The sequence below is a fragment of the Paenibacillus allorhizosphaerae genome, assembly GCF_042659105.1.
GTDB lineage: Bacteria > Bacillota > Bacilli > Paenibacillales > NBRC-103111 > Paenibacillus_G > Paenibacillus_G allorhizosphaerae.
Genome location: NZ_JBHSRV010000002.1, coordinates 779,291 through 798,615 on the forward strand (window position 1 = coordinate 779,291; position 19,325 = coordinate 798,615).

Here is a 19,325-nt window from a genome sequence, read left to right on the forward strand (position 1 = left end):
TCCCGGATGTTACTTATTCACGGTCAAAATATAAAGAAGTATAACGGTACGCAGCTCGTGTTGGACGATGTTACGTTTGAAATTCACGAAGGCGAGCACGTCGGTCTCATCGGTCGCAACGGAAGCGGCAAATCGACGCTGCTGCAGCTCATTGCCAAGCTCGACAAACCGGATGATGGGCAGCTCACGACGCGCAAAGACACGCGAATCGGCTATTTGGCGCAAATCCCGATCGAATGGGAGGAGTGTACCGTCTATGAGGTGCTGGCTTCCGGTTATCGCGATATGATCGTTTGCCGCACCGACATGACGGAGCTCGAGCAGCAAATGTCGACTCCGGAAATCGCGGGAGATCCCGAACGGCTGGAGCCGTGTTTGAAGCTGTACGCGCAGCTGCAGGAGCAGTATGAACGCGGGGGAGGCTACGAGCTCGACGCCGGCATCGACAAGGTTGCGACAGGGCTTCAAATCGACCGCAGCATGTACGAGAGGCGCTACGCTTCGCTGTCGGGCGGGGAGAAGACGAAGATCGCACTTGCATCACAACTGATCGGCAAGCCGGATTTGCTGCTTCTCGACGAGCCTACGAATCATTTGGATTTGATCGGCGTCGAATGGCTTGAGCAGTTTTTGAACAAGTACGAAGGTGCATGTCTGATCGTATCCCACGACCGTTATTTTCTCGACCGCGTGGTGACCAAAATCGTGGAGTTGGAAGACGGCGAATCGTGCACGTTCCATACGGATTACTCCGGCTATGTAAAGGAGAAAGAGGAGAAACTGCTGCGGCAGTTCGCCGACTATCAAGAGCAGCAAAAGAAGATCCACAAGATGAAAGAAGCGATCAAACAGTTGATCGAATGGGGACGCATCGGCGGCTATGAGAAGTTTTTCCGCAGGGCGGCTTCCATGCAGAAGGCGCTGGATCGGATGGAAAAGCTCAAACGGCCGGTCATGGACCCCAAGGTAGCGGAATTCGAGTTGAAGCTTTCGGACCGTTCGGGACGCCGCGTAATCCGATTTGAGGACGTGAGCAAGAAGTACGGAGCGGTCACGATATTGAACCAAGCGACCGGAATGCTGGAATACGGAGAAAAGGTGATGCTCATCGGCGGTAACGGGTCGGGCAAAACGACGCTGCTAAAGCTTATTCTCGGGGAAGAGCAGGCAGACGAAGGCACGGTCGAAATGGGCGCACGCGTAGAAGTCGGTTATTTGGCCCAGCAGCAATATCCGCCCGACCGCAAAAAATCCGTGCTCGATTATTTCCGTGAGGAAGCGGGGATGGAAGAAGGGGAGGCGCGTTCTTGTTTGGCATCCTATATGTTCTATGGAGCCGACGTATTCAAATCGGTCAGCTCGCTGTCGGGAGGCGAATGGACGCGGTTAAGGCTTGCCCTGCTCGTGCTGTGCAAGCCGAATCTGCTCATTCTTGACGAGCCGACGAATCATATGGATATTGCATCGCGAGAAGCGCTGGAAGAGTCGCTCGCAGAGTTCCAGGGAACGGTGCTCGCCGTAACGCACGACCGCTACTTCATTAACCGGCTGGCTCATAAAATTTGGGAGCTGGATCGCGGGAAAATTACCGTGTTCCTGGGGGACTTCGATGCGTATAAAGAGAAAAGCGCAGAGCTGCGGTCGCAAGCGGTGGGTCAAAGCGCCGCCCAAATGGGCTCCCGGTCCAGTGCCTTGCCTGCCGCCGCGAACAGCGGACAAACATCCTCGCAACGACAGCGCGGCGATAAGACGGCCGGAGCCGATAATGCTCGAAGGGAGCAACGTCAACGCGAGCAGCTGGAGCTGTCGATTGCGCAGGAAGAAAGCCGCTTGTCGGCGATCGATGCATCGCTGCAGGATATAGCCGATTCATCGGCCGGCGCGGAACTGACGGCGTTTTGGTCTGAACGGGAAGCGGTGCAAGCCAGACTGGATCGGTTGTACGAGCAGTGGATGCAGCTGGAGGAAGAAACCTGAAGCAGCTCCCTTCGGGTCCGGCGTCGCCGGTTTGACCGACTGCTTCGCAGCGAAAAACCGCGCCAGGGATCGCGCGCGTTTACGTGCAAATGCCGTCAAACCGCTCGGCGAGTCGAACCGGCAGCGCCAAAAATGGTGTTTGCCGCCGTACTTTGATAAAATATGGCTAATCATTCAAAACCGGAGGCGATCAAGGTGAGTCACAACGAAAGCGATGGAAGTAAAAGAGAGATTGCCACATTTGCGGGCGGGTGTTTCTGGTGCATGGTCTCCCCGTTCGAGGAAATGCCCGGAATCGTAAGCGTGACATCGGGCTATACCGGAGGACATACGGAAAATCCGACGTATAAGGAAGTGTGCTCCGATACGACCGGCCATACGGAAGCCGTTCAGATCGTGTTCGATCCTGACGTATTTCCTTACGAGAAGCTGCTTGATATTTATTGGCAGCAAATCGATCCGACCGATGCGGGCGGACAGTTCCACGACCGAGGTTCGTCGTACCGGACCGCGATTTTTTATCATACGGAAGAGCAGCGCCTTTTGGCGGAAGCGTCGAAGGAACGGCTTGCGCAAAGCGGGAGATTTGCACAGCCGATCGTCACGCCGATCTTGCCGGCGGCGACGTTTTACCCCGCGGAAGAATACCATCAGGACTATCACGTGAAACAGCCGCTGCGTTACAAAATGTACCGGAAAGGCTCGGGCCGCGACGCATTTATCGAAAAGCATTGGTCGGTGAAAAAAGATTTGAATGCGTTAAAAAGCAAACTGACGCCGATCCAATACGAAATTACACAGAAGAATGGAACCGAACGGCCGTTCACGGGAGAATACTGGAATCATGATCAAGAAGGAATTTATGTCGACGTCGTATCGGGAGAGCCGTTGTTCAGCTCGCTGGATAAATACGATGCCGGATGCGGCTGGCCCAGCTTCACCAAGCCGCTGCTTTCCAACCATATCAAGGAGAAAACCGATCTCTCCCACATGATGGTCCGCACGGAAGTGCGCAGCAAGGAAGGCGATTCTCATTTGGGTCATTTGTTCCATGACGGCCCGGCCCCCGGAGGGCTTCGCTACTGCATTAATTCCGCCGCTCTGCGGTTCATTGCGAAAGAAGATTTGGAGAAGGAAGGCTACGGGGAGTTCCGGCATTTATTCGAGCGGCGGAGCTGAAGTTGTCTGAAAAACGATGGTACGATAAAGAACAGGATGGTGATCCGGATGAAGGCGCTCATCGTGATTGATTATACGTTCGATTTTGTGGAGGGACGGCTTCCTTGCGGCCAGCCGGCGATCGATATCGAGGACCGTATATCGTCGTTAACGGAGCAGTTCGTCAACGATGGCGAATACGTAGTGATGGCCGTCGACCTGCATGACGACGAGGACTTGTATCATCCCGAGCATCGGCTGTTCCCGCCGCACAACATTCGCGGTACGGCTGGAAGGCAGCTTTACGGCAAACTGGATGAGGTATATCAGGCAAACCGGGACCGTATTTACTGGATGGATAAAACGAGATACAGCGCCTTTTGCGGTACGGATTTGGAGCTGCAGCTCCGCGCACGCGGCATACAGGAACTGCACCTCGTCGGCGTGTGCACCGATATTTGCGTACTCCATACGGCCGTTGACGCATACAACAAAGGGTTTTCGGTCATCGTGCATGCGGACGCGGTCGCCAGCTTCAATGAAACGGGACATGTATGGGCGCTCGGGCATTTCCGCAGCGTGCTCGGAGCGGAAGTGGTCGGGGAGCATCGCGAAGCGTAACGATGCCGGCTTGCCCTTCAAATTATGTTGCCTCGCACGCGAATCCCAGAAGCGCGCGTATCGCCGCTGCGAAGCGGCCGGTCGAACCCCTACGGAACCCCTGAATCTTGACACGTTCAAGATTGGGGGTTCTTTTTCGTGCCATGAATTGCCTCGGGCCACAACCGATGGGGATTAGTGAGTGACTCACCTTCGGACGCTCCGGTCAGGAATTGTTAGCACGGCAATCTTTCGTGGAAGATGGTGGAAAAAAGCGTTGACAACTTTTGGGTGTCGGCAGTAAGATGGTTGTGGAAAACGTTTGGGGCAAATTGTGCATCAGACGATCGACTACAGGTTAAAGGAGCATTAGAGAAAGATGCCTAAGTTAAAGGACATCGCGCAGCATGTGGGAGTTTCAATCTCTACTGTTTCCCGTGTCATCAATAACGATTCCTCGCGTCATATTAGCCAGGAAACGAAATCGAAGATTTGGAACGCGATCAAGGAACTTGGCTACGAGCCGAACGAAACCGCCCGGCAGCTTGCCCGGAAAAGCGAGAAGGACGCCGACCAGCCTTCGCGGCAAATCGGCTGCATTGTTTCCGCACCTCAGCACAAGTACAACCATCCGTATTTTTCCCCGATTTTGGCGGGGATTGAGAAGAAGCTGGCCGAGCTGAACTACTCGCTTGCATTTGTGCATACGCTGGAGGAAATGCAGAGCGAATCCGCAATGGGCAAGCTGGTGGAGACCAAATTGGACGGGATGGTTATCGTCGAAGGGATTCCGTCCGATCTGTACGCGTACATTAAGAAAGTGATTCCCGTCGTTGTCGGCATCGACATTACCGATCCGTTCGTTCCCGTTATTACCTACGACCGGGTTCAAGCGGCAAAATCCGCAGTCCGGCATTTGCTGGATCAAGGGCATCGCAAAATCGGGTTTATTGGAGGAGCCGGGTTAACCGGGGATATCGAACGCGAGAAGCGGTATCGCGGCTACCGGTACGCTCTGCAGGAAGCGGGGCTGGAAGCAGATCCGCGCCTGATCATCAACGCCGGATGGGACGTGAATGCAAGCTACGGACGCATGGCCGAGCTCCTGCAAGAAGATCGTTCCCTGTGGCCGACGGCCGTATTTGCCGCCAGTGACATGATGGCCATATCGGCTATGCGCGCTGTCGTCGAGCGGGGCCTCCATATCCCTGAAGACATCGCTTTCGTTGGACTGGACGACATTGAGGTATCTCAGTTTACTTCACCGCCGTTGTCAACCGTGCATGTGCCCAAATTCGAAATGGGCTTGATGGCGGCCAAAGTGATGGTCGATCAAATTACGGACAGCCACCCGCTTCCGTTTAAGCTGTTTATGCCGTTTGAACTGCTGATCCGGCAGTCTTCGGATTATGTCAGAAACAACGGTTAAGTCCCGGTGTTATAAGCGATAGTGGCGGCGTTATGCCGCTAGTATCCATTTTTTTTAAGCTTTAGCCAAAAACACAGATAATTTGGGCCCAAATAAAAAAGAGGAGCTGTTATGCCATGGAACAAGTGAGAATCGGCGTAATCGGTCTTGGTTGGCGAGCAGGCGTGACGACGAAATACTGGCATCAGCCGGAAGGGAGATCCATTGTCGTTGCGGGCGCGGATATCGACCCGAGCCGCCTGGAGAAGTTCCGGAGCAAGATCAATCCGGATGCGGATGTGACTTTGGATTACAGAGAGCTGCTGGAGCGACAAGATATCGATGCGATCGTCGTCATGTCGCCGGACCGCTGCCACGAAGAACATGCGGTAGCGGCGCTGCAAGCGGGAAAACACGTGTACTGCGAGAAGCCGCTGGCGATATCCGTCGAAGGCTGCGATCGGATTCTGGAGGCTTGGGCGCGCTCCGGGAAGAAGCTTATGATGGGGTTCAACATGCGGTATATGAATATGTACCGCACGATGAAGGAAATTATCGATTCCGGTGAAATCGGGGAAGTGAAGGCGATCTGGGTGCGGCATTTTGTCGGTCTAGGCAGCGACTATTACTACCACAGCTGGCATGGGAGTTCCCGCAATACGACCTCGCTGCTCTTGCAGAAGGGCTCGCATGACTTCGATATCATCCACTGGCTGGCCGGACGGTATACACGGAAAGTTTCCGCTTTCGGCGGGGTTGACTATTTTGGCGGGAATCAACCGAACGATTTGACCTGTCCGGAATGTGCGGAGAAAGACCGTTGTCCCGAAGCCAGATTCGGTCCGCTGATGCAGTGTGCCTTTCGCGAGGAAATCGACGTGGAGGATAACAGCACGCTCATTATGGAGCTCGAAGGAGGGGTTAAAGCGTCATATATGCAGTGCCATTTTACACCGGATTATCAAAGGAACTACACGATTATCGGGACGGAAGGGAGGATCGAGAACTCGGAGCCCGAGAACAGGGTATACGTCAAATCAAGGCGCTCGGGCACGTGGCGCGACATGTCCGACCGCATCTATGAAATTAAAACGGCCCAAGGCTCCCATAACGGAGCGGACCCGAAAATTTGCGACGATTTCATCGATATGATCGTTCACGGCAAGGAACCGATCGCTTCGCCCGGTGACGGACGGATGAGCGTTGCCGTCGGATGCGCCGCTGCGGAATCGATGCGATCCGGCGGGCAGGTGATGACGATCAAGCCGCTGCAAGAGAGCGTTGCAGCGCAATCCTTTTAAAGTAACCGGAAGAAGCGGGCAAGTGGCAGAAGCGGACCAATCCAACCAATTCGGGAGGGAAATGAAATGAAGATCACCTTTCTTGGAACAGCGGCAGCCGAAGGGATTCCATCGCCGTTTTGCGGCTGTGCCACGTGCGATCATGCCCGGGCACACGGGGGGACCAACATCCGTAAACGGCAAAGCGTGCTCATCAATAACAATTTGCTGATTGATTTGGGCCCCGACATTTTCGCGTCCTGTGCAGCGCAAGGAATTTCATTGATTGAGGTCGAGTATCTATTGATGACCCACAGCCATCTGGACCATTTCGATGCAACGAACTTGAGGATGAGGGCGAAGCCGTTCCGGCTCGAAACCGAGCTCCCAGAGATGACGATGGTCGCCGGTCCGTCCGTGCTCACGAAATGGGAGCTTTCCGGGGGGAGGGACAAAGAAGCGGGTATCAAGCGGGTGCCGTTTCTTCCCGGCCGCCGTCTGCAGCTGCCGCCATATGCGATACAATCGATTGCGGCAACGCATAATTCCGCCATCGGCGATGCGATGAATTATATCGTCTCCGACGGACACGTATCGATATTGTACGCTTCGGATACCGGAATGTATGCGGATCACGTATGGGACGATTTCAAGGGATGGCGTTTCGACGCCGTCGTCATGGAGGCGACCATCGGCAGCCGCCCGTCAGGCAGGGAGCATTTGAATTTCGCCGATCATAAGCTCATGCTCGATAAGCTGCGGGAACTTGGAGCCGTGTCCGACCGTACCGTTACGATCGCCACCCATTTTTCCCATCAAAGCGTCGGGCCGCACGAGGAGACGGAACGTATATTGCAGGGAATGGGCGTCCTTTGCGCATATGACGGTCTTGTCATTGAAGTTTCTGCGTCTTAGCAGTAAAAGTAATTGCGAGTCACACCGGCACTTTGGAATAAATACGTGGAGGGATATGGAATGGGGTATATGAAAAGAACGGCATCGTCGCTTATTCCGGTTTTCGTATTAACATCCTTGCTATCGGCTTGCAGCAGCAATAACACAGGCACTTCTGCACTACCTGAAGCAAATAAAGAAAAAGTACCGGAATCTTCGGAACCGGCCAAAGTGGTCGCATACTCCTATTGGCAAGAGTTATCCGATGATTATTGGAATAAGCTCCTCATTCAGCCTCTGAAAAAAAAGTATCCCAATATTGATTTGGAAATTGTGAAGCCCGGAACGAACGGTACGAAGAAGTTGGAGGAAATGATTGTCGCGGGTCAAGTTCCGGACATCGTCATCAGCGATATCGGGACGGCTAAAGGAATCACCGACCTTGGATTTAACTACGACATGACTCCGATGATTAAAAAGTACAACATGGATCTCAGCAAGTATGATCAAAGTACAATCAATTACGTCAAGACGTTTGGCAAAAACGGAGAAATTTTCTCGCTCCCGTATTCTACCAACTTCATCGCGCTGTTCTATAACAAAGACATCTTCGATAAATTCGGCGTCCCTTATCCGAAAGACGGCGTTACCTTCACGGAGATCGTCTCATTGGCGAAAAGGTTGACCCGAAACGATAACGGCACCCAATACATCGGGTTCGACCATAACAGCGTTCACTTTCTGGCCGGAGGCATTACGCGGGATTATTTTGACCCGAAAACCGGCAAAGCGAATCTTTCCACCAAGGAGTGGAGAATGGCGTACGATTTGCTAAGCCAGCTGATCGCCATACCCGGCAATCGCTTCCCGCAGGATAAGGACAAGATCACTAGGTGGCATAATGAGGATTTTTACAAAACGCAAAATGTAGCCATGATCGGCGTGCCCAATCTGATTCCCGCAGGCCTTCAGACCGTGCCCAACATGAATTGGGACATGACGGCATATCCGGTGTTCGAGGGATATCCCAAAACGGCGCAAGCTGCCGGCGGCTCCAGCTTATTCATGAATCCGAACAGCAAAGTATTGGATGCGGCGTTCAAGGTCGTCGCAACGGCATTATCCGAAGAGACGCAGCTGGTGATTTCGCGAAACGGCGGGGGACCGGTGCTCTTGACGAAGGAAACGATGGATGCTTTCTCCGCGGATTTGCCTTATACGAAAGGGAAAAATGTGAAAGCCGCATTTTACAACAAGCAAAATTGGCCCAAAAACCCGACGATATACGATGGAAACGCACTCGGCATCGCGTATAACCATTCGCTTGATCTTTACAAAGGGAAAGACGTAAATACGGTCATTCGCGAAACGGAAGAAGATATCGACAAGCAAGTCGCTCAATTGGCAAAGTAAAAACGCCGAAGGTTCGAGGATCGGATACGCGAATATTAACGTACAAAGACGGCGCTCTCGAGCTCGAGCCGCCGTCTTCGCATGACGATTACTTTTTGCTCGCTTTGGCCGATTCGATCCCTTTGTTTCCTTCTTCTTCGGCTGCGCGAAGCGCGCTGTTCACATCCACCTCCCCGGTAACCATCTTCACATACTGTTTACCGAGCGCGCCATTGACAGCGCCGTCGTATTTTGTTTTGGGAGCGGTCGGCGCAAGCGATTTGGAAAAGACGGCATTGACGATGTTTTTATCTTTATAAGGCAAACTTTGGCCGAACGCTTTTTTGATTTTCTCGTCTTTTAGCACGGGAATGAAGCCGCGCTTCGACAGATCGAGCTGGTATTCGTCCGAGGTCAAATATTTCAGTACTTCGACCGCCTGATCCTTGTATTTGCTCGTTTTGCTGACAAACAATATGCCCGGATACGGCTGCGTGCCTACCGTAGGATTTTCTTTGAAGACCGGCAGCGGCGCCATATCCCACTGAAACTCGTTGAAGGAAGTTTGATCCTGAAGGCCGTAGTTCATAATAAACATCGCCATCGTTCGGGTCTTCATGAAATCATCGTTGTTGAACGTACGCTTTAAGGAGGCGATCGTTTCTTTATAGCCGTCCGCTTGGGATGGTTTCACGACAAGCGTTTCCATGAGCTTTTTAAAATTATCGTTGTTAATCGCCGCTTTTTCCGTTTTTTTATCGACATAGGGCAGCGACAACGAGCTCATGCCTACCGCATGGCTGATCGAAAGGCCGAGACCGATGTACTGGGTTCCGCTCTCATTGCGGGTCAATTTATTGCCGAGATCGATCGCTTCATCCCATGTCATACCTTCCTTCGGATACGGAATGCCGAATTTATCGAATATGTCTTTGTTGATATACGTGACCAGGCCGCCGGAATGAATAGGTAGTCCGTACAAGCCGCCGAATTGTTTTACGGCATCCAGTTGTCCGGGGTCGAACCGGGTTAAATCGAGCTGATGCTTTTTCGTCAGGTCGGAAATATCGAATTCGGAGCCGGTTTCAATGACGCTGCCTGCGGCACCGCCGACCGAGTCGTAGATCAGATCGATCGGACTGCCGGAAGCAATCAGGGAATCCATTGTTGTGTCCTTGGTTTTGGGGACGTACTTGATCGTATAATTCGGAAACTTCTTTCTGACAGCGTCTCCGATGCGGGTATTGAATACGTTCTCGGGATCCGCCGGATTGCCGAACACGACCAGCTCCGCCGGTTCGTTTGATTGTGCTTTTAAATCGGAAGCGGTTTCATTTTGGGGTGTTGAAGCTCCGCCGCTGCAGGCGGTTGCGGATAGCATGACAGGCGCGAGCAAAATGACGAGGATACGATTCTTGGATACCACCGAGATCCCTCCATAGAGCTTTCCGTTGGAAAGCTTGCATCGTAAGAATATACTTGATAATCATTCGATTGCAGATCGAAGGCTTCAAAGATTGCGGTAAAAGGAAGGGCAGTTATTGATCGGCTCAATCAGCTGCCCTTGCGCCTGCAGTCCGAATCTGGCTTCGAGTCAGCCGTCTTTTCGGTGCAGGCAGTAGATGTCGGATCATTGTTGTATAACCGCCAAGCTACGACTAAGCTCTAGACTTTGGCGAGCAGCGGAAACAGCGGCCCGCGAATCGGCTCGCCGGCTACCAGACCTTGCTCGTTCGTAATCACATGGCCGGTACCGTTGTATGTCGTGCCGTCTTTCATGTAGATGATGGCCAGCACCCGGCGCGGCTTATCGGTCCGGTTGGCGTGAGCATAGTGAAACGTCAGTCCGTCGTGGAACGTGCAGCTCCCTGCCTTGAGCGGCACGACGACGGGCTGCTGCTTCTCCAGCTCCGTTCCTTTGACATACTCGAAGATGTCGACGGGATTCGTCAAGCTTATATTTTTCAGCTTGCCGGCCGTATGCGATTTGGGGATGAACATCATGCAGCCGTTTCGCTCGTCAACGTCGTCAAGCGTTAGCCAAATCGAGAGAGCTCCCGTTTCATTCATCGGCCATTTGACCGTATCCTGATGCCATGGAGTCGGCTTGGAATCGCCCGGCATTTTCCAAAGCAAATGATCATGGAACAAACGGATTCCGCTCGCCTCGGTCAAGCGCATCGCCATTGATGCAAGCCGCGGGTGGAGCGAATATTTGGCCATCCCGCCGTGATCCCGCCATACGTTCACTTTTTGGTTCAACACTTTGTAATAAGTGCCCCCGTCCTGGTCCGTCTTGACGGAAAGTCCCGTCTGCCAGGCCATCGCTTCATCCGCGCAAGCCCGCAGCTCCTCCAATTCCTCCGCTGTAAGCACGTTATCGACTTGCACAAAACCGTTTTCCTTATAAAAATCCACTTTTTCCTGCGTGATCCACTGCCCCGTCTTTTCCGTCAATGCCATCATCTCTTCCTTTCAAAAATAAATAATTTGAGCTTGATCCAAACATATCATGTATCGGAACCCGAGACTTGGCGGATTTGCTGTAAAACCTAGTTTATTTTCTTGACCGTTCGGCTACTGCGGGTGCTACAATAGGAATAAAATTCCTTGTACGGGTCGTTGCCGGAGGGAGCGCGATGATTTATTACACGAAAGAGCATTTTCTGGAAAGTCCGGATTTTCCATTCCATATTACGCCTTACACGTTCCGTACGAACGCGATCGCGCCGCATAAGCATGAATTCATTGAATGCGTGTTCGTTGCCGAAGGGGAAGGAGAGCACATATACAGAGGGGAATCCTATCCGATCGCCAGAGGCGATTTTTTTGTCATTGAGCCGCAGGTGGAGCACGGTTACCGGGTAACGGGCAGCGTGCCGATGGCAGTGTACAATGTGCTGTTTCTTCCGGAGCTGCTCGAAGCGGAGCTTCGCCAACTGTCGCAGGTCACGCCGTTTATCCGGTTTTTCTATCTGGAGCCGCTGCTCCGCGTTCCTTCGGATTTTCAGTATCATTTGAAGCTGTCCGTTAACGAAGGGCTGGAGACCAAGTTTGTGCTGGATCGGATCGTGGGTGAGTTCAGTAAGAAAGAGCTCGGTTACCGGCTGTGCATCAAAGCGATGCTGATGGAGCTGTTCATCTTCTTAAGCCGCTGTTACGAGAAACGCATGTCCGAGCCTTTTACTTCCGGGCGGGACGAGAAAACCGTGATGGAATGGGTGTGCGAATTCACGAAGCTTCATTACGCGCAGCCGATCATGATGGAGCAAATATACCAGATGTGCGGCATGAGCGCTGCGGCTTTTACCGCCAAGTTCAAGCAGTACGCCGGGAAAACGTTCACGGAGTTTCGCAACGAAGTGCGGATCGGCGTCTCGTGCGAACTGCTCCGCCATTCCGGCGATAAAATCATCCATATCGCACAGGAGGTAGGCTTTAACGACTTGAGCCATTTTAATAAGGCATTCAAGCAAATGACGGGCATGACGCCGGGACAGTACCGTACGAAATTCCGCACCTCAGGATAACGCATCGAATTAGGGGTTGGCTGTTCAAACATTTCGTTAGATAAGGAGATGTGAATTGCAATGAACGAATGGATCGTGGCTTCACCCGACAACCTAGTGATCCTCACTTTTGCAATCGAGCAGGCGGAAGATGGCGGGAACGCGATGTTTTATCGGGTTGCGTACCAGGGGCAGCCTCTCGTGGAAGATTCTATGCTTGGACTCGTGCTTCGCGATGCGGCTCCGCTATGCCGCGACTTTACGGTGCTGGATGTGCAGACGCGAACGTTTCACGAGTGCTGGCAGCCGGTGTACGGGGAACGGAGCAGCGTTGTCGACCATTTCACGGAAATGATCGTTGCGCTGAAAGAGGCGCAAGAGGGAGGCCGCAATCTGACGCTCCGGTTTCGAGCATATAATGAAGGCGTCGCACTGCAATACCACATTCCGGAGCAGGACGGGTTTCGCGCATTTGTGATCGAAGACGAGCTTACGCAATTTGCTTTCGCGCCGGACAGTACGGTTTACGCGGAATATTGGCCCGAGGATGTGTATCATCCGATTCGTGTGCGAGAGCTGGAGAAGCGGACGGAGCGGCCGCTGACCGTCGCATGTACGAACGGCCGTTATGCCTGTGTGCACGAAGCCGGGATGAATCATCATGCCAAGATGCTGCTGGCAAAAGACGAGCGCCGTCCGGATCTATTGCGTGCTTCGCTTGCCGGGCCGACAAAGGGGGAGGCGCCTTTCGATACACCGTGGAGGCTGCTGATTGTCGGTGAACGTCCCGGCGATTTGACGGAACGCAGCGATCTGGTACTCCATTTGAATCGCCCTTGCGCGCTGGAAGATACCACATGGATTCGGCCCGGAAAAGCCATTCGGGAAACGACGCTGACTACCCGGGGCGGCAAAGCTTGCGTTCAGTTTGCCAAAGCGCATCGTCTGCAGTATATCGAGTTCGATGCGGGGTGGTACGGAAGCGAAACGAACGACCGGGAAGATGCGACGACCGTTTCGGTCGATCCGCAGCGGAAGAGGCCGGATTGGGATGAGCTGAACTTGCCGGAGGTGATTGCGTATGCCGCCGAACACGGAATCGGGGTATGGCTATATGTGAACCGACGCCACCTGGAACGGCAGCTTGATACGCTTTTGCCGCTATACAGCAGCTGGGGCGTGAAGGGGATCAAGTTCGGTTTCGTCAACGAAGGGCCGCAGGAATGGACGGAGTGGCTGCTGGAGGCGGTGCGCAAATGCGCCGAGCATCGGCTCATGGTCGATATTCATGATTACTACCGCCCGACCGGGTATGCAAGAACGTATCCGAATTTGCTGACGGTGGAAGGAATACGCGGGAATGAGCATTTTCCTACGGCAGCGCACAACTGCACGCTGCCGTTTACAAGGTTCCCGGGCGGGCCGGGAGATTATACGATATGCTACTACACGAACCGGCTGAAAAATACGCGCGCGCACCAGCTAGCGATGAGCGTCATCGTATACAGCCCGCTCCAATTCGTGTTCTGGTACGACAGCCCTTCCGATTACGGCGGCGAGCCGGAGGTGGAGTTTCTTGAATGCGTGCATACCGTATGGGACGATACGAAAGCGCCGCTCGGCAGCATAGGCGAGTTTGTGGCTATTGCCCGAAGGAAAGGCGAGGAATGGTTCATCGGCACCATTACGAATGAGCAGCCTCGAACGCTTGCCGTCCCATTGTCCATGCTGGAAAAGAACAGATCGTATTCCGCTACGATCTACGAGGATGATCACGGGACAGGAGATGGCAGGCGAGTCGCCATTCGGCGTTTGACCGTCGATTCGGAGTCGTGTCTCCAGGCGAACCTGCTGTCATGCGGAGGTCAGGCCGTTCATCTGATGCCGGTATAAGCGTTCGCGGTGAAAAGCAAAAAGGAACTCCGGGTCTTGCCCGCAGTTCCTTCACAGTTCCTTCGGCAGGTCATGCAAATACATGTACAAGCAGTCGGAGTTTCGCTGGAGAGCTTTCATCGTTTTGTTGTTTGGTCTTGTGTAGATAACAGGGTAGTCTCGTTCGCCATATTGGGGTCGAACCGGAAAAGCAAGCTTTTCCGCGTTTACGTCAAACTCCGCCTGCACTCCCGCTTTATTGCCCCGGGCATCCAACCGAATCCACTTTTGTTCGGCCGACAAGTAAACGCCGTTCAACGCATGAATGCAATAGCCGGTATCCGGCGTGTCGCCGATCGTCAGTCTTTGGTAGCAAAAGCCGGTCGGGATGCCTTGCACTCGCAGCAGCGCCGCAAGCAAGTTGGATTTGGCGTAGCAGATCCCTTCCTTGTGCTGCATTGCTTCCGAAGCGGTTCTCGTAATCCGCTTGCTTTGGAGGTCCCAGGAGTGGGAAATTTCGTCGCGCACGAATTCAAACGTCGTTTTCACTTTTTCCGTCTCCGTCATGGAATCGGTCCGAAGCGCAGTGACCGCTTGTTCGATCAGCGGGTGCCGATAGTCGATCTCCTCGGTCTCGATCAAATAGTCGAACCGGTCATTGCTTTCGCAGTACAGCCGCATTCCGTTAGCCTCCCTTATCCTTCTTTTGCCGTTAAGCGGCTTGCTTGCAGCACGGATGCAGCGACGTCGATCAGTTTCTTTCGTTCGTTCATCGCTTGCGTGCGCATCATCTCGTAAGCCCGCGTTTCGCTCACATTGTTTATTTTACTAAGAATGATTTTGGCGTGGTCGACCAATTTGCGTTCTTCGAGCTTTTTGGACAAAAACAAATACTCGCGTTCCAAATGAAGCCGTCTTTGTCCGTTCTTGATGCCAAGCAGGATGGACCAATGCAGCTCGTTATCGTTCATTCCGCAGCAAAGCATGCCGTCAAGCTTCTCGTGAGGTGCCGAGGTTGCCGGTTTTCGTTCCTCGCACCACCAGAAATACGGAAGGATGAAATGATGATTCGCTTCGTATAGCCATTGCTTCAATCGGCAGGCAGGAACATCAAGCACAAGAATATCGAATCGCGTGTGCTTTACCGTGGCCATAGCCGCCGCATCTACTGATTTTACCTGAAAACCCAGATCTTTCAACCTAACTTCCACTCTGCATTTTGTTGTCGGAATATCATGAACGTGAAGTATTTTCATAATATCATCCTCTCGGAGTCAAATTGTAAGATAGGTATATGTAAAATAATAACCCTGTACTTTCAAAAACTCAATATAAATGTTATGTAATGTGACATAAAAATTGCGAAATTCATAAAAACATATTTTTAATGTCATATATATTGACATTGAAGAAATATCTGCATTATAATACAAATCAAACAACTGCAAATGACAAATCGTCAACAGCGATGATTTGTAGAGGCAATGGGGCCGCTTCTTATTCAATTAAGAGCGGCCCTCTTTGTCTTTTTCGCAATTATTTTGTCTTATCACAATCGAGAAGCAAGGGAGTGAATCGTTTGTACCGACCACAAATCGAAGTAGGCACAGGAAAGCCACAGTTTGCCGGCATTCATACGTTTATGCATCTTCCGCACGTCCAGACTTTGGAACATGTTGATTACGCCGTGATCGGCGTGCCGTTCGACACGGGCGTGAGCTATGCCGTCGGCGCACGTTTCGGACCTTCGGCCATTCGTATGATGTCGCAGCGGGTTATGCCGATATCCCGGAGCCATAAGATCAATACGTCCGAGTACCTATCGGGCATCGATTACGGCGATTTGAAAGTATACCCGGGCTATATCGAGCAGTCGTATCGGATTATCGAAGAGCAGCTGACGCCAATATTCAAAGCCGGCATCGTTCCGATTCTGCTTGGGGGCGATCACTCGATCTCGCTGCCGCATCTGAGAGCGGCTGCCAAAAAGCACGGCCCTGTATGCCTCGTACACTTCGATTCGCATTCCGATACGGGCAGAGGCCAGGATCCTCAGCGCATGTGGTCGCACGGCGCGGTATTCAGCTACGCGGTAGACGAAGGGTTGATCGATGCGGAGCATTCGATCCAGATGGGGATGCGCGGCAGCACCTATCGGGCGAACAGCCTCGACGAAGCGAGAGCCATGGGCTTCGAGGTGCTGACGACCGACGACGTAAAGGCGCTCTCCGCTTTGGAGCTGTGTGCCAAAGTGAAGCAAAAAGTCGGCGATCGGCCCGTATTTCTGACCTTCGACATCGATTTCCTCGATCCGGCCTTTGCGCCGGGTACCGGCACGCCGGAAGTCGGCGGGTTTACGACGTACGAAGCGCAGCGCATGCTGCGGGGATTGGCCGGCATCAACTTCATCGGCTTCGACCTTGTCGAAGTGCTGCCGGACCGCGATTCCAGCGGCATCACGGCGCTGCACGCCGCCAATATCGCTTTTGAGTTCGTTGCTCTGCTCGCGGCAAGGCGCCGGATCGAAGGTATCCCGGCTGCCGGCAGCCCAGTCTTGGCTTCGCAATCATCGCAGCACAATTCCAAACAATAAGAAGGAGTGGCTAATATGTATCGTCCGCAAATCGAAATGGGAAAACCTTTATATTCCGGGATTCATACGTTTATGCATCTTCCGCACGTTCAAACGCTGGAGCATGTCGATTTTGCCGTCATCGGCGTTCCGTTCGACACCGGCGTCAGCTACGCCATCGGAGCGCGGTTCGGACCGTCTTCCATTCGCACGATGTCACAGCGGATTCGTCCGATCTCGCCCGTGCATAAAATCGATATATCCGAGTATTTATCCGGCATCGACTACGGCGATTTGCGGGTGCATCCCGGCTATATCGAGCAGTCGTACCGGGTTATCGAGGAGCAGCTGACGCCTGTGTTCGAAGCGGGCATCGTACCGATTCTACTCGGCGGCGACCATTCGATCTCGCTGCCTCACTTGCGAGCCGCCGCCAAGAAATACGGTCCGGTTTGCCTCGTCCATTTCGATTCGCACTCCGATACGGGAAGAGCACAGGACCCGGAGCGCATGTGGTCGCACGGCTGTGTATTCAGCTACGCGGTGGACGAAGGCTTAATCGATGCGGAGCATTCGATTCAGATGGGGATGCGCGGAAGCACGTTCAAACCGAACGGCCTCGACGACGCGAGAGCGATGGGCTTCGAGGTGCTGACAACCGACGATGTCCGCGACTTAACGATCGAGGAACTTTGCGCCAAAGTGAAGCAAAAAGTCGGCGACAGGCCGGTTTTCCTCACCTTCGATATCGACTTCCTTGACCCGACCTACGCGCCGGGAACCGGTACGCCGGAGGTCGGCGGCTTTACGACATACGAGGCGCAGCGCATGCTCAGGGGGCTGGCGGGCATCAACTTCATCGGCTTCGATCTGGTGGAAGTGCTGCCGGACCGCGATCCGAGCCACATTACCGCGCTGCATGCCGCCAACATCGCGTTCGAATTCGTTTGCCTGCTCGCCGTAAAACGGCGCCTGGACGGCATTCCGTCCAAAGGGAGCGCGATTCCAGCCGGATCGGTTCGATAATAAAGCAAGGGGGGGCGTGAACATGAGGGGAATCTATAGAAAGCTTACCGTCGTTACACTCATCGGCGCATTATTCGTCGCCGGCTGCAGCGCTTCAAAGCCTAAGGAAGCAAGTCAGGCAAGCGCCAGCCAATTAACTGTCGGGATCACGAATCCCCCGTTAATGTTCAATCCGATTGACTCGGACGGGAGCGGTTCGAGCGGGGCCGTTTTCACCTACCGGTATTTCTTCGATTCGCTCGTCAAGACGGTCGGTCCGCTGGAGTACAAGATGATGTTGGCCGAGTCGTTCAAAACCAGTGATAACCAAACGTTTAGCATTGCCATTCATCCGAAAGCGAACTGGACAGACGGCAAGCCGGTGACTGCGCAAGACGTGGAATTTACGCTGAACCTGATCGCGAGTCCCAAGACGGTCACGACGCAGCGCAGCGCGATATTTGCCCTCGCGGGCTTGAACGAGAAAGGAATGCTGCCGGAAGGCGAAACGAAACTCAGCTCGGTAAAAGTCGTCGACGACAAGCATCTGGAGATCAAGACGAGCAAGCCGGTAGATCCGAATCTCATTTACGAACGGTTTTCGGATGTTTTGATCGTACCGAAGCATATTTTGGAAAACGTCGATCCGGCCCAGTTGAACCAGCAATCGTTCTGGCGAAATCCGAATGTCACTTCAGGCGCCTATAAATTCGTCAAGTATGAAAATAAATCGTATGTCGAGCTTGCGGCCAATGAATCGTACTACCGCGGTGCGCCGAAAATTCAAAAGGTGTTTATCAAAATTATGCCGGCCGCCAACATTGTCGCTCAGCTGCAATCCGGCGAGCTGGACATGAATGCGGCGCAAGGAACCGGCAACATCCCGGCCTCGGAATGGAAGACGGTCAAGACGTTCCCGAATTTGCGCACGGAAGAGCAGCCGACCCGCCGATACAACTCCGTTGAAATCAATACGGAACGGTTCCCGGATAAAAGAGTCAGGCAGGCGCTCGCTTACGCCATCGACCGGAAAATGATCGTAGACCAGCTGATGCCGAGCGCCGGCGAGCTTCAGAACGGGCCTTATTCGAACTCCCACCCTTATCACGATAAAAATGTGAAAAGCTACGGGTACGAGCCCGAGAAAGCGAAGCAGCTGCTCAAGGAAGCCGGATTCGATATGAACAAGACGATCGAGCTGATCGTTCCGACCGGCGACAAAACCCGCGAGATGGCAGGCAACATCATTCAGCAAAACTTTCAGGCGATCGGGCTGAAAGTCAAGCAGGTCAATTTCGATTTTCCGACGACCGTATCGCGGCTGGTCAAAGGCGATTTCGATCTGGCGCTCAGCAGCTTCGGCAGCATCATGGACCCTGACGGTCCGGCGAACGTATATCGCTCCACAGCCGCTTTGAACGACATGCGGTTCAAGAACAAGCGTGTCGACGAGCTGTTCAATCTCGGTATGAATGAGACCGATAAGGAGAAGCGTTTCACCATTTATTCCGAACTGCAAAATATGATTCAAGAAGAAGTGCCGCTCATTACGATTTTCTCCGAATACAATTTGATGGCCGTTGCCAAAAGCGTGGACGGAAAGGGCGGCGTGATGGACGGCATGCATTACGATGTGAATGGGTGGACGCGAAAATGAT

The 19,325-nt window shown here is 53.2% G+C and carries 16 protein-coding genes; 12 read left to right on the plus strand and 4 right to left on the minus strand.

Features of this window, described 5'->3' with window-relative positions:
• Window positions 1-6 precede the first annotated feature (6 nt).
• The 7 genes from ACFQI7_RS12290 to ACFQI7_RS12320 all read left to right on the plus strand — a co-directional run bounded on the left by ACFQI7_RS12290 (window position 7) and on the right by ACFQI7_RS12320 (window position 8,730).
• Window positions 7-1,977 carry an ABC-F family ATP-binding cassette domain-containing protein gene (locus ACFQI7_RS12290; protein WP_218100562.1) on the plus strand — a complete coding sequence of 657 codons (1,971 nt, stop codon included), beginning with the start codon at window positions 7-9 and terminating at the stop codon, window positions 1,975-1,977.
• 195 nt (window positions 1,978-2,172) lie between these two features.
• Window positions 2,173-3,156, plus strand: coding sequence for a peptide-methionine (S)-S-oxide reductase MsrA (gene msrA / locus ACFQI7_RS12295; RefSeq protein WP_268966839.1), 984 nt, complete (start codon window positions 2,173-2,175; stop codon window positions 3,154-3,156).
• A gap of 48 nt (window positions 3,157-3,204) precedes the next feature.
• The gene (locus tag ACFQI7_RS12300) at window positions 3,205-3,756 is read left to right on the plus strand and encodes a cysteine hydrolase family protein (RefSeq protein WP_218100560.1); all 552 of its coding nucleotides are present in this window, start codon (window positions 3,205-3,207) and stop codon (window positions 3,754-3,756) included.
• Window positions 3,757-4,114: 358 nt separating this feature from the next.
• Window positions 4,115-5,164, plus strand: a complete 1,050-nt coding sequence (locus ACFQI7_RS12305; protein WP_218100559.1) for a LacI family DNA-binding transcriptional regulator — start codon at window positions 4,115-4,117, stop codon at window positions 5,162-5,164.
• Between the two features lie 116 nt (window positions 5,165-5,280).
• Window positions 5,281-6,444 carry a Gfo/Idh/MocA family protein gene (locus tag ACFQI7_RS12310; RefSeq protein ID WP_218100558.1) on the plus strand — a complete coding sequence of 388 codons (1,164 nt, stop codon included), beginning with the start codon at window positions 5,281-5,283 and terminating at the stop codon, window positions 6,442-6,444.
• Window positions 6,445-6,510: 66 nt separating this feature from the next.
• On the plus strand, window positions 6,511-7,338 hold the full coding sequence (locus tag ACFQI7_RS12315; protein WP_218100557.1) for an MBL fold metallo-hydrolase: 828 nt from the start codon (window positions 6,511-6,513) through the stop codon (window positions 7,336-7,338).
• A 60-nt stretch (window positions 7,339-7,398) separates the two neighbouring features.
• Window positions 7,399-8,730: an ABC transporter substrate-binding protein gene (locus ACFQI7_RS12320; protein ID WP_218100556.1), complete on the plus strand. Its 1,332-nt coding sequence runs from the start codon at window positions 7,399-7,401 to the stop codon at window positions 8,728-8,730.
• An 88-nt stretch (window positions 8,731-8,818) separates the two neighbouring features.
• Here ACFQI7_RS12320 and ACFQI7_RS12325 read toward each other — a convergent pair whose 3' ends face one another.
• Both ACFQI7_RS12325 and ACFQI7_RS12330 read right to left on the minus strand, forming a co-directional pair.
• Entirely contained in the window at window positions 8,819-10,135 is a 1,317-nt protein-coding gene (locus tag ACFQI7_RS12325) for an ABC transporter substrate-binding protein (RefSeq protein WP_218100555.1), read from the minus strand.
• 239 nt (window positions 10,136-10,374) lie between these two features.
• On the minus strand, window positions 10,375-11,166 hold the full coding sequence (locus tag ACFQI7_RS12330; protein WP_218100554.1) for a phytanoyl-CoA dioxygenase family protein: 792 nt from the start codon (window positions 11,164-11,166) through the stop codon (window positions 10,375-10,377).
• A gap of 182 nt (window positions 11,167-11,348) precedes the next feature.
• On the opposite strand from ACFQI7_RS12330, the gene ACFQI7_RS12335 reads away from it, so the two are divergent.
• Both ACFQI7_RS12335 and ACFQI7_RS12340 read left to right on the plus strand, forming a co-directional pair.
• A complete protein-coding gene (locus tag ACFQI7_RS12335) occupies window positions 11,349-12,239 on the plus strand; it encodes an AraC family transcriptional regulator (protein ID WP_218100553.1) in 891 nt (296 codons plus the stop codon).
• A gap of 60 nt (window positions 12,240-12,299) precedes the next feature.
• Window positions 12,300-14,111: a glycoside hydrolase family 97 protein gene (locus tag ACFQI7_RS12340; protein WP_218100552.1), complete on the plus strand. Its 1,812-nt coding sequence runs from the start codon at window positions 12,300-12,302 to the stop codon at window positions 14,109-14,111.
• Between the two features lie 51 nt (window positions 14,112-14,162).
• Here the strand turns inward: ACFQI7_RS12340 and ACFQI7_RS12345 are convergent, their stop codons facing one another.
• Together ACFQI7_RS12345 and ACFQI7_RS12350 are read right to left on the minus strand one after the other, a co-directional pair.
• On the minus strand, window positions 14,163-14,771 hold the full coding sequence (locus ACFQI7_RS12345; protein ID WP_218100551.1) for a transglutaminase-like domain-containing protein: 609 nt from the start codon (window positions 14,769-14,771) through the stop codon (window positions 14,163-14,165).
• Between the two features lie 14 nt (window positions 14,772-14,785).
• Window positions 14,786-15,346: an ANTAR domain-containing response regulator gene (locus tag ACFQI7_RS12350; RefSeq protein ID WP_218100550.1), complete on the minus strand. Its 561-nt coding sequence runs from the start codon at window positions 15,344-15,346 to the stop codon at window positions 14,786-14,788.
• A gap of 323 nt (window positions 15,347-15,669) precedes the next feature.
• Here ACFQI7_RS12350 and speB (ACFQI7_RS12355) point away from each other — a divergent pair, with 323 nt between their 5' ends.
• The 3 genes from speB (ACFQI7_RS12355) to ACFQI7_RS12365 are packed head-to-tail and all read left to right on the plus strand — an operon-like array spanning window position 15,670 to window position 19,324.
• Entirely contained in the window at window positions 15,670-16,683 is a 1,014-nt protein-coding gene (gene speB / locus ACFQI7_RS12355; protein WP_230415212.1) for an agmatinase, read from the plus strand.
• A gap of 15 nt (window positions 16,684-16,698) precedes the next feature.
• Window positions 16,699-17,688: an agmatinase gene (speB, locus tag ACFQI7_RS12360; protein ID WP_218100548.1), complete on the plus strand. Its 990-nt coding sequence runs from the start codon at window positions 16,699-16,701 to the stop codon at window positions 17,686-17,688.
• Between the two features lie 22 nt (window positions 17,689-17,710).
• Window positions 17,711-19,324: an ABC transporter substrate-binding protein gene (locus ACFQI7_RS12365; RefSeq protein ID WP_218100547.1), complete on the plus strand. Its 1,614-nt coding sequence runs from the start codon at window positions 17,711-17,713 to the stop codon at window positions 19,322-19,324.
• Window position 19,325 lies beyond the last annotated feature (1 nt).

Excerpts from the sequence above, each read along its gene's own strand:
- ACFQI7_RS12300 (WP_218100560.1), top strand. The coding sequence starts at position 3,205 with ATGAAGGCGCTCATCGTGATTGATTATACGTTCGATTTTGTGGAGGGA.
- ACFQI7_RS12365 (WP_218100547.1), top strand. The coding sequence starts at position 17,711 with ATGAGGGGAATCTATAGAAAGCTTACCGTCGTTACACTCATCGGCGCA.
- ACFQI7_RS12315 (WP_218100557.1), top strand. The coding sequence starts at position 6,511 with ATGAAGATCACCTTTCTTGGAACAGCGGCAGCCGAAGGGATTCCATCG.
- ACFQI7_RS12345 (WP_218100551.1), bottom strand. The coding sequence starts at position 14,771 with ATGCGGCTGTACTGCGAAAGCAATGACCGGTTCGACTATTTGATCGAG.
- ACFQI7_RS12290 (WP_218100562.1), top strand. The coding sequence starts at position 7 with ATGTTACTTATTCACGGTCAAAATATAAAGAAGTATAACGGTACGCAG.
- ACFQI7_RS12340 (WP_218100552.1), top strand. The coding sequence starts at position 12,300 with ATGAACGAATGGATCGTGGCTTCACCCGACAACCTAGTGATCCTCACT.
- ACFQI7_RS12350 (WP_218100550.1), bottom strand. The coding sequence starts at position 15,346 with ATGAAAATACTTCACGTTCATGATATTCCGACAACAAAATGCAGAGTG.
- ACFQI7_RS12335 (WP_218100553.1), top strand. The coding sequence starts at position 11,349 with ATGATTTATTACACGAAAGAGCATTTTCTGGAAAGTCCGGATTTTCCA.
- ACFQI7_RS12305 (WP_218100559.1), top strand. The coding sequence starts at position 4,115 with ATGCCTAAGTTAAAGGACATCGCGCAGCATGTGGGAGTTTCAATCTCT.
- speB (WP_218100548.1), top strand. The coding sequence starts at position 16,699 with ATGTATCGTCCGCAAATCGAAATGGGAAAACCTTTATATTCCGGGATT.
- ACFQI7_RS12320 (WP_218100556.1), top strand. The coding sequence starts at position 7,399 with ATGGGGTATATGAAAAGAACGGCATCGTCGCTTATTCCGGTTTTCGTA.
- ACFQI7_RS12310 (WP_218100558.1), top strand. The coding sequence starts at position 5,281 with ATGGAACAAGTGAGAATCGGCGTAATCGGTCTTGGTTGGCGAGCAGGC.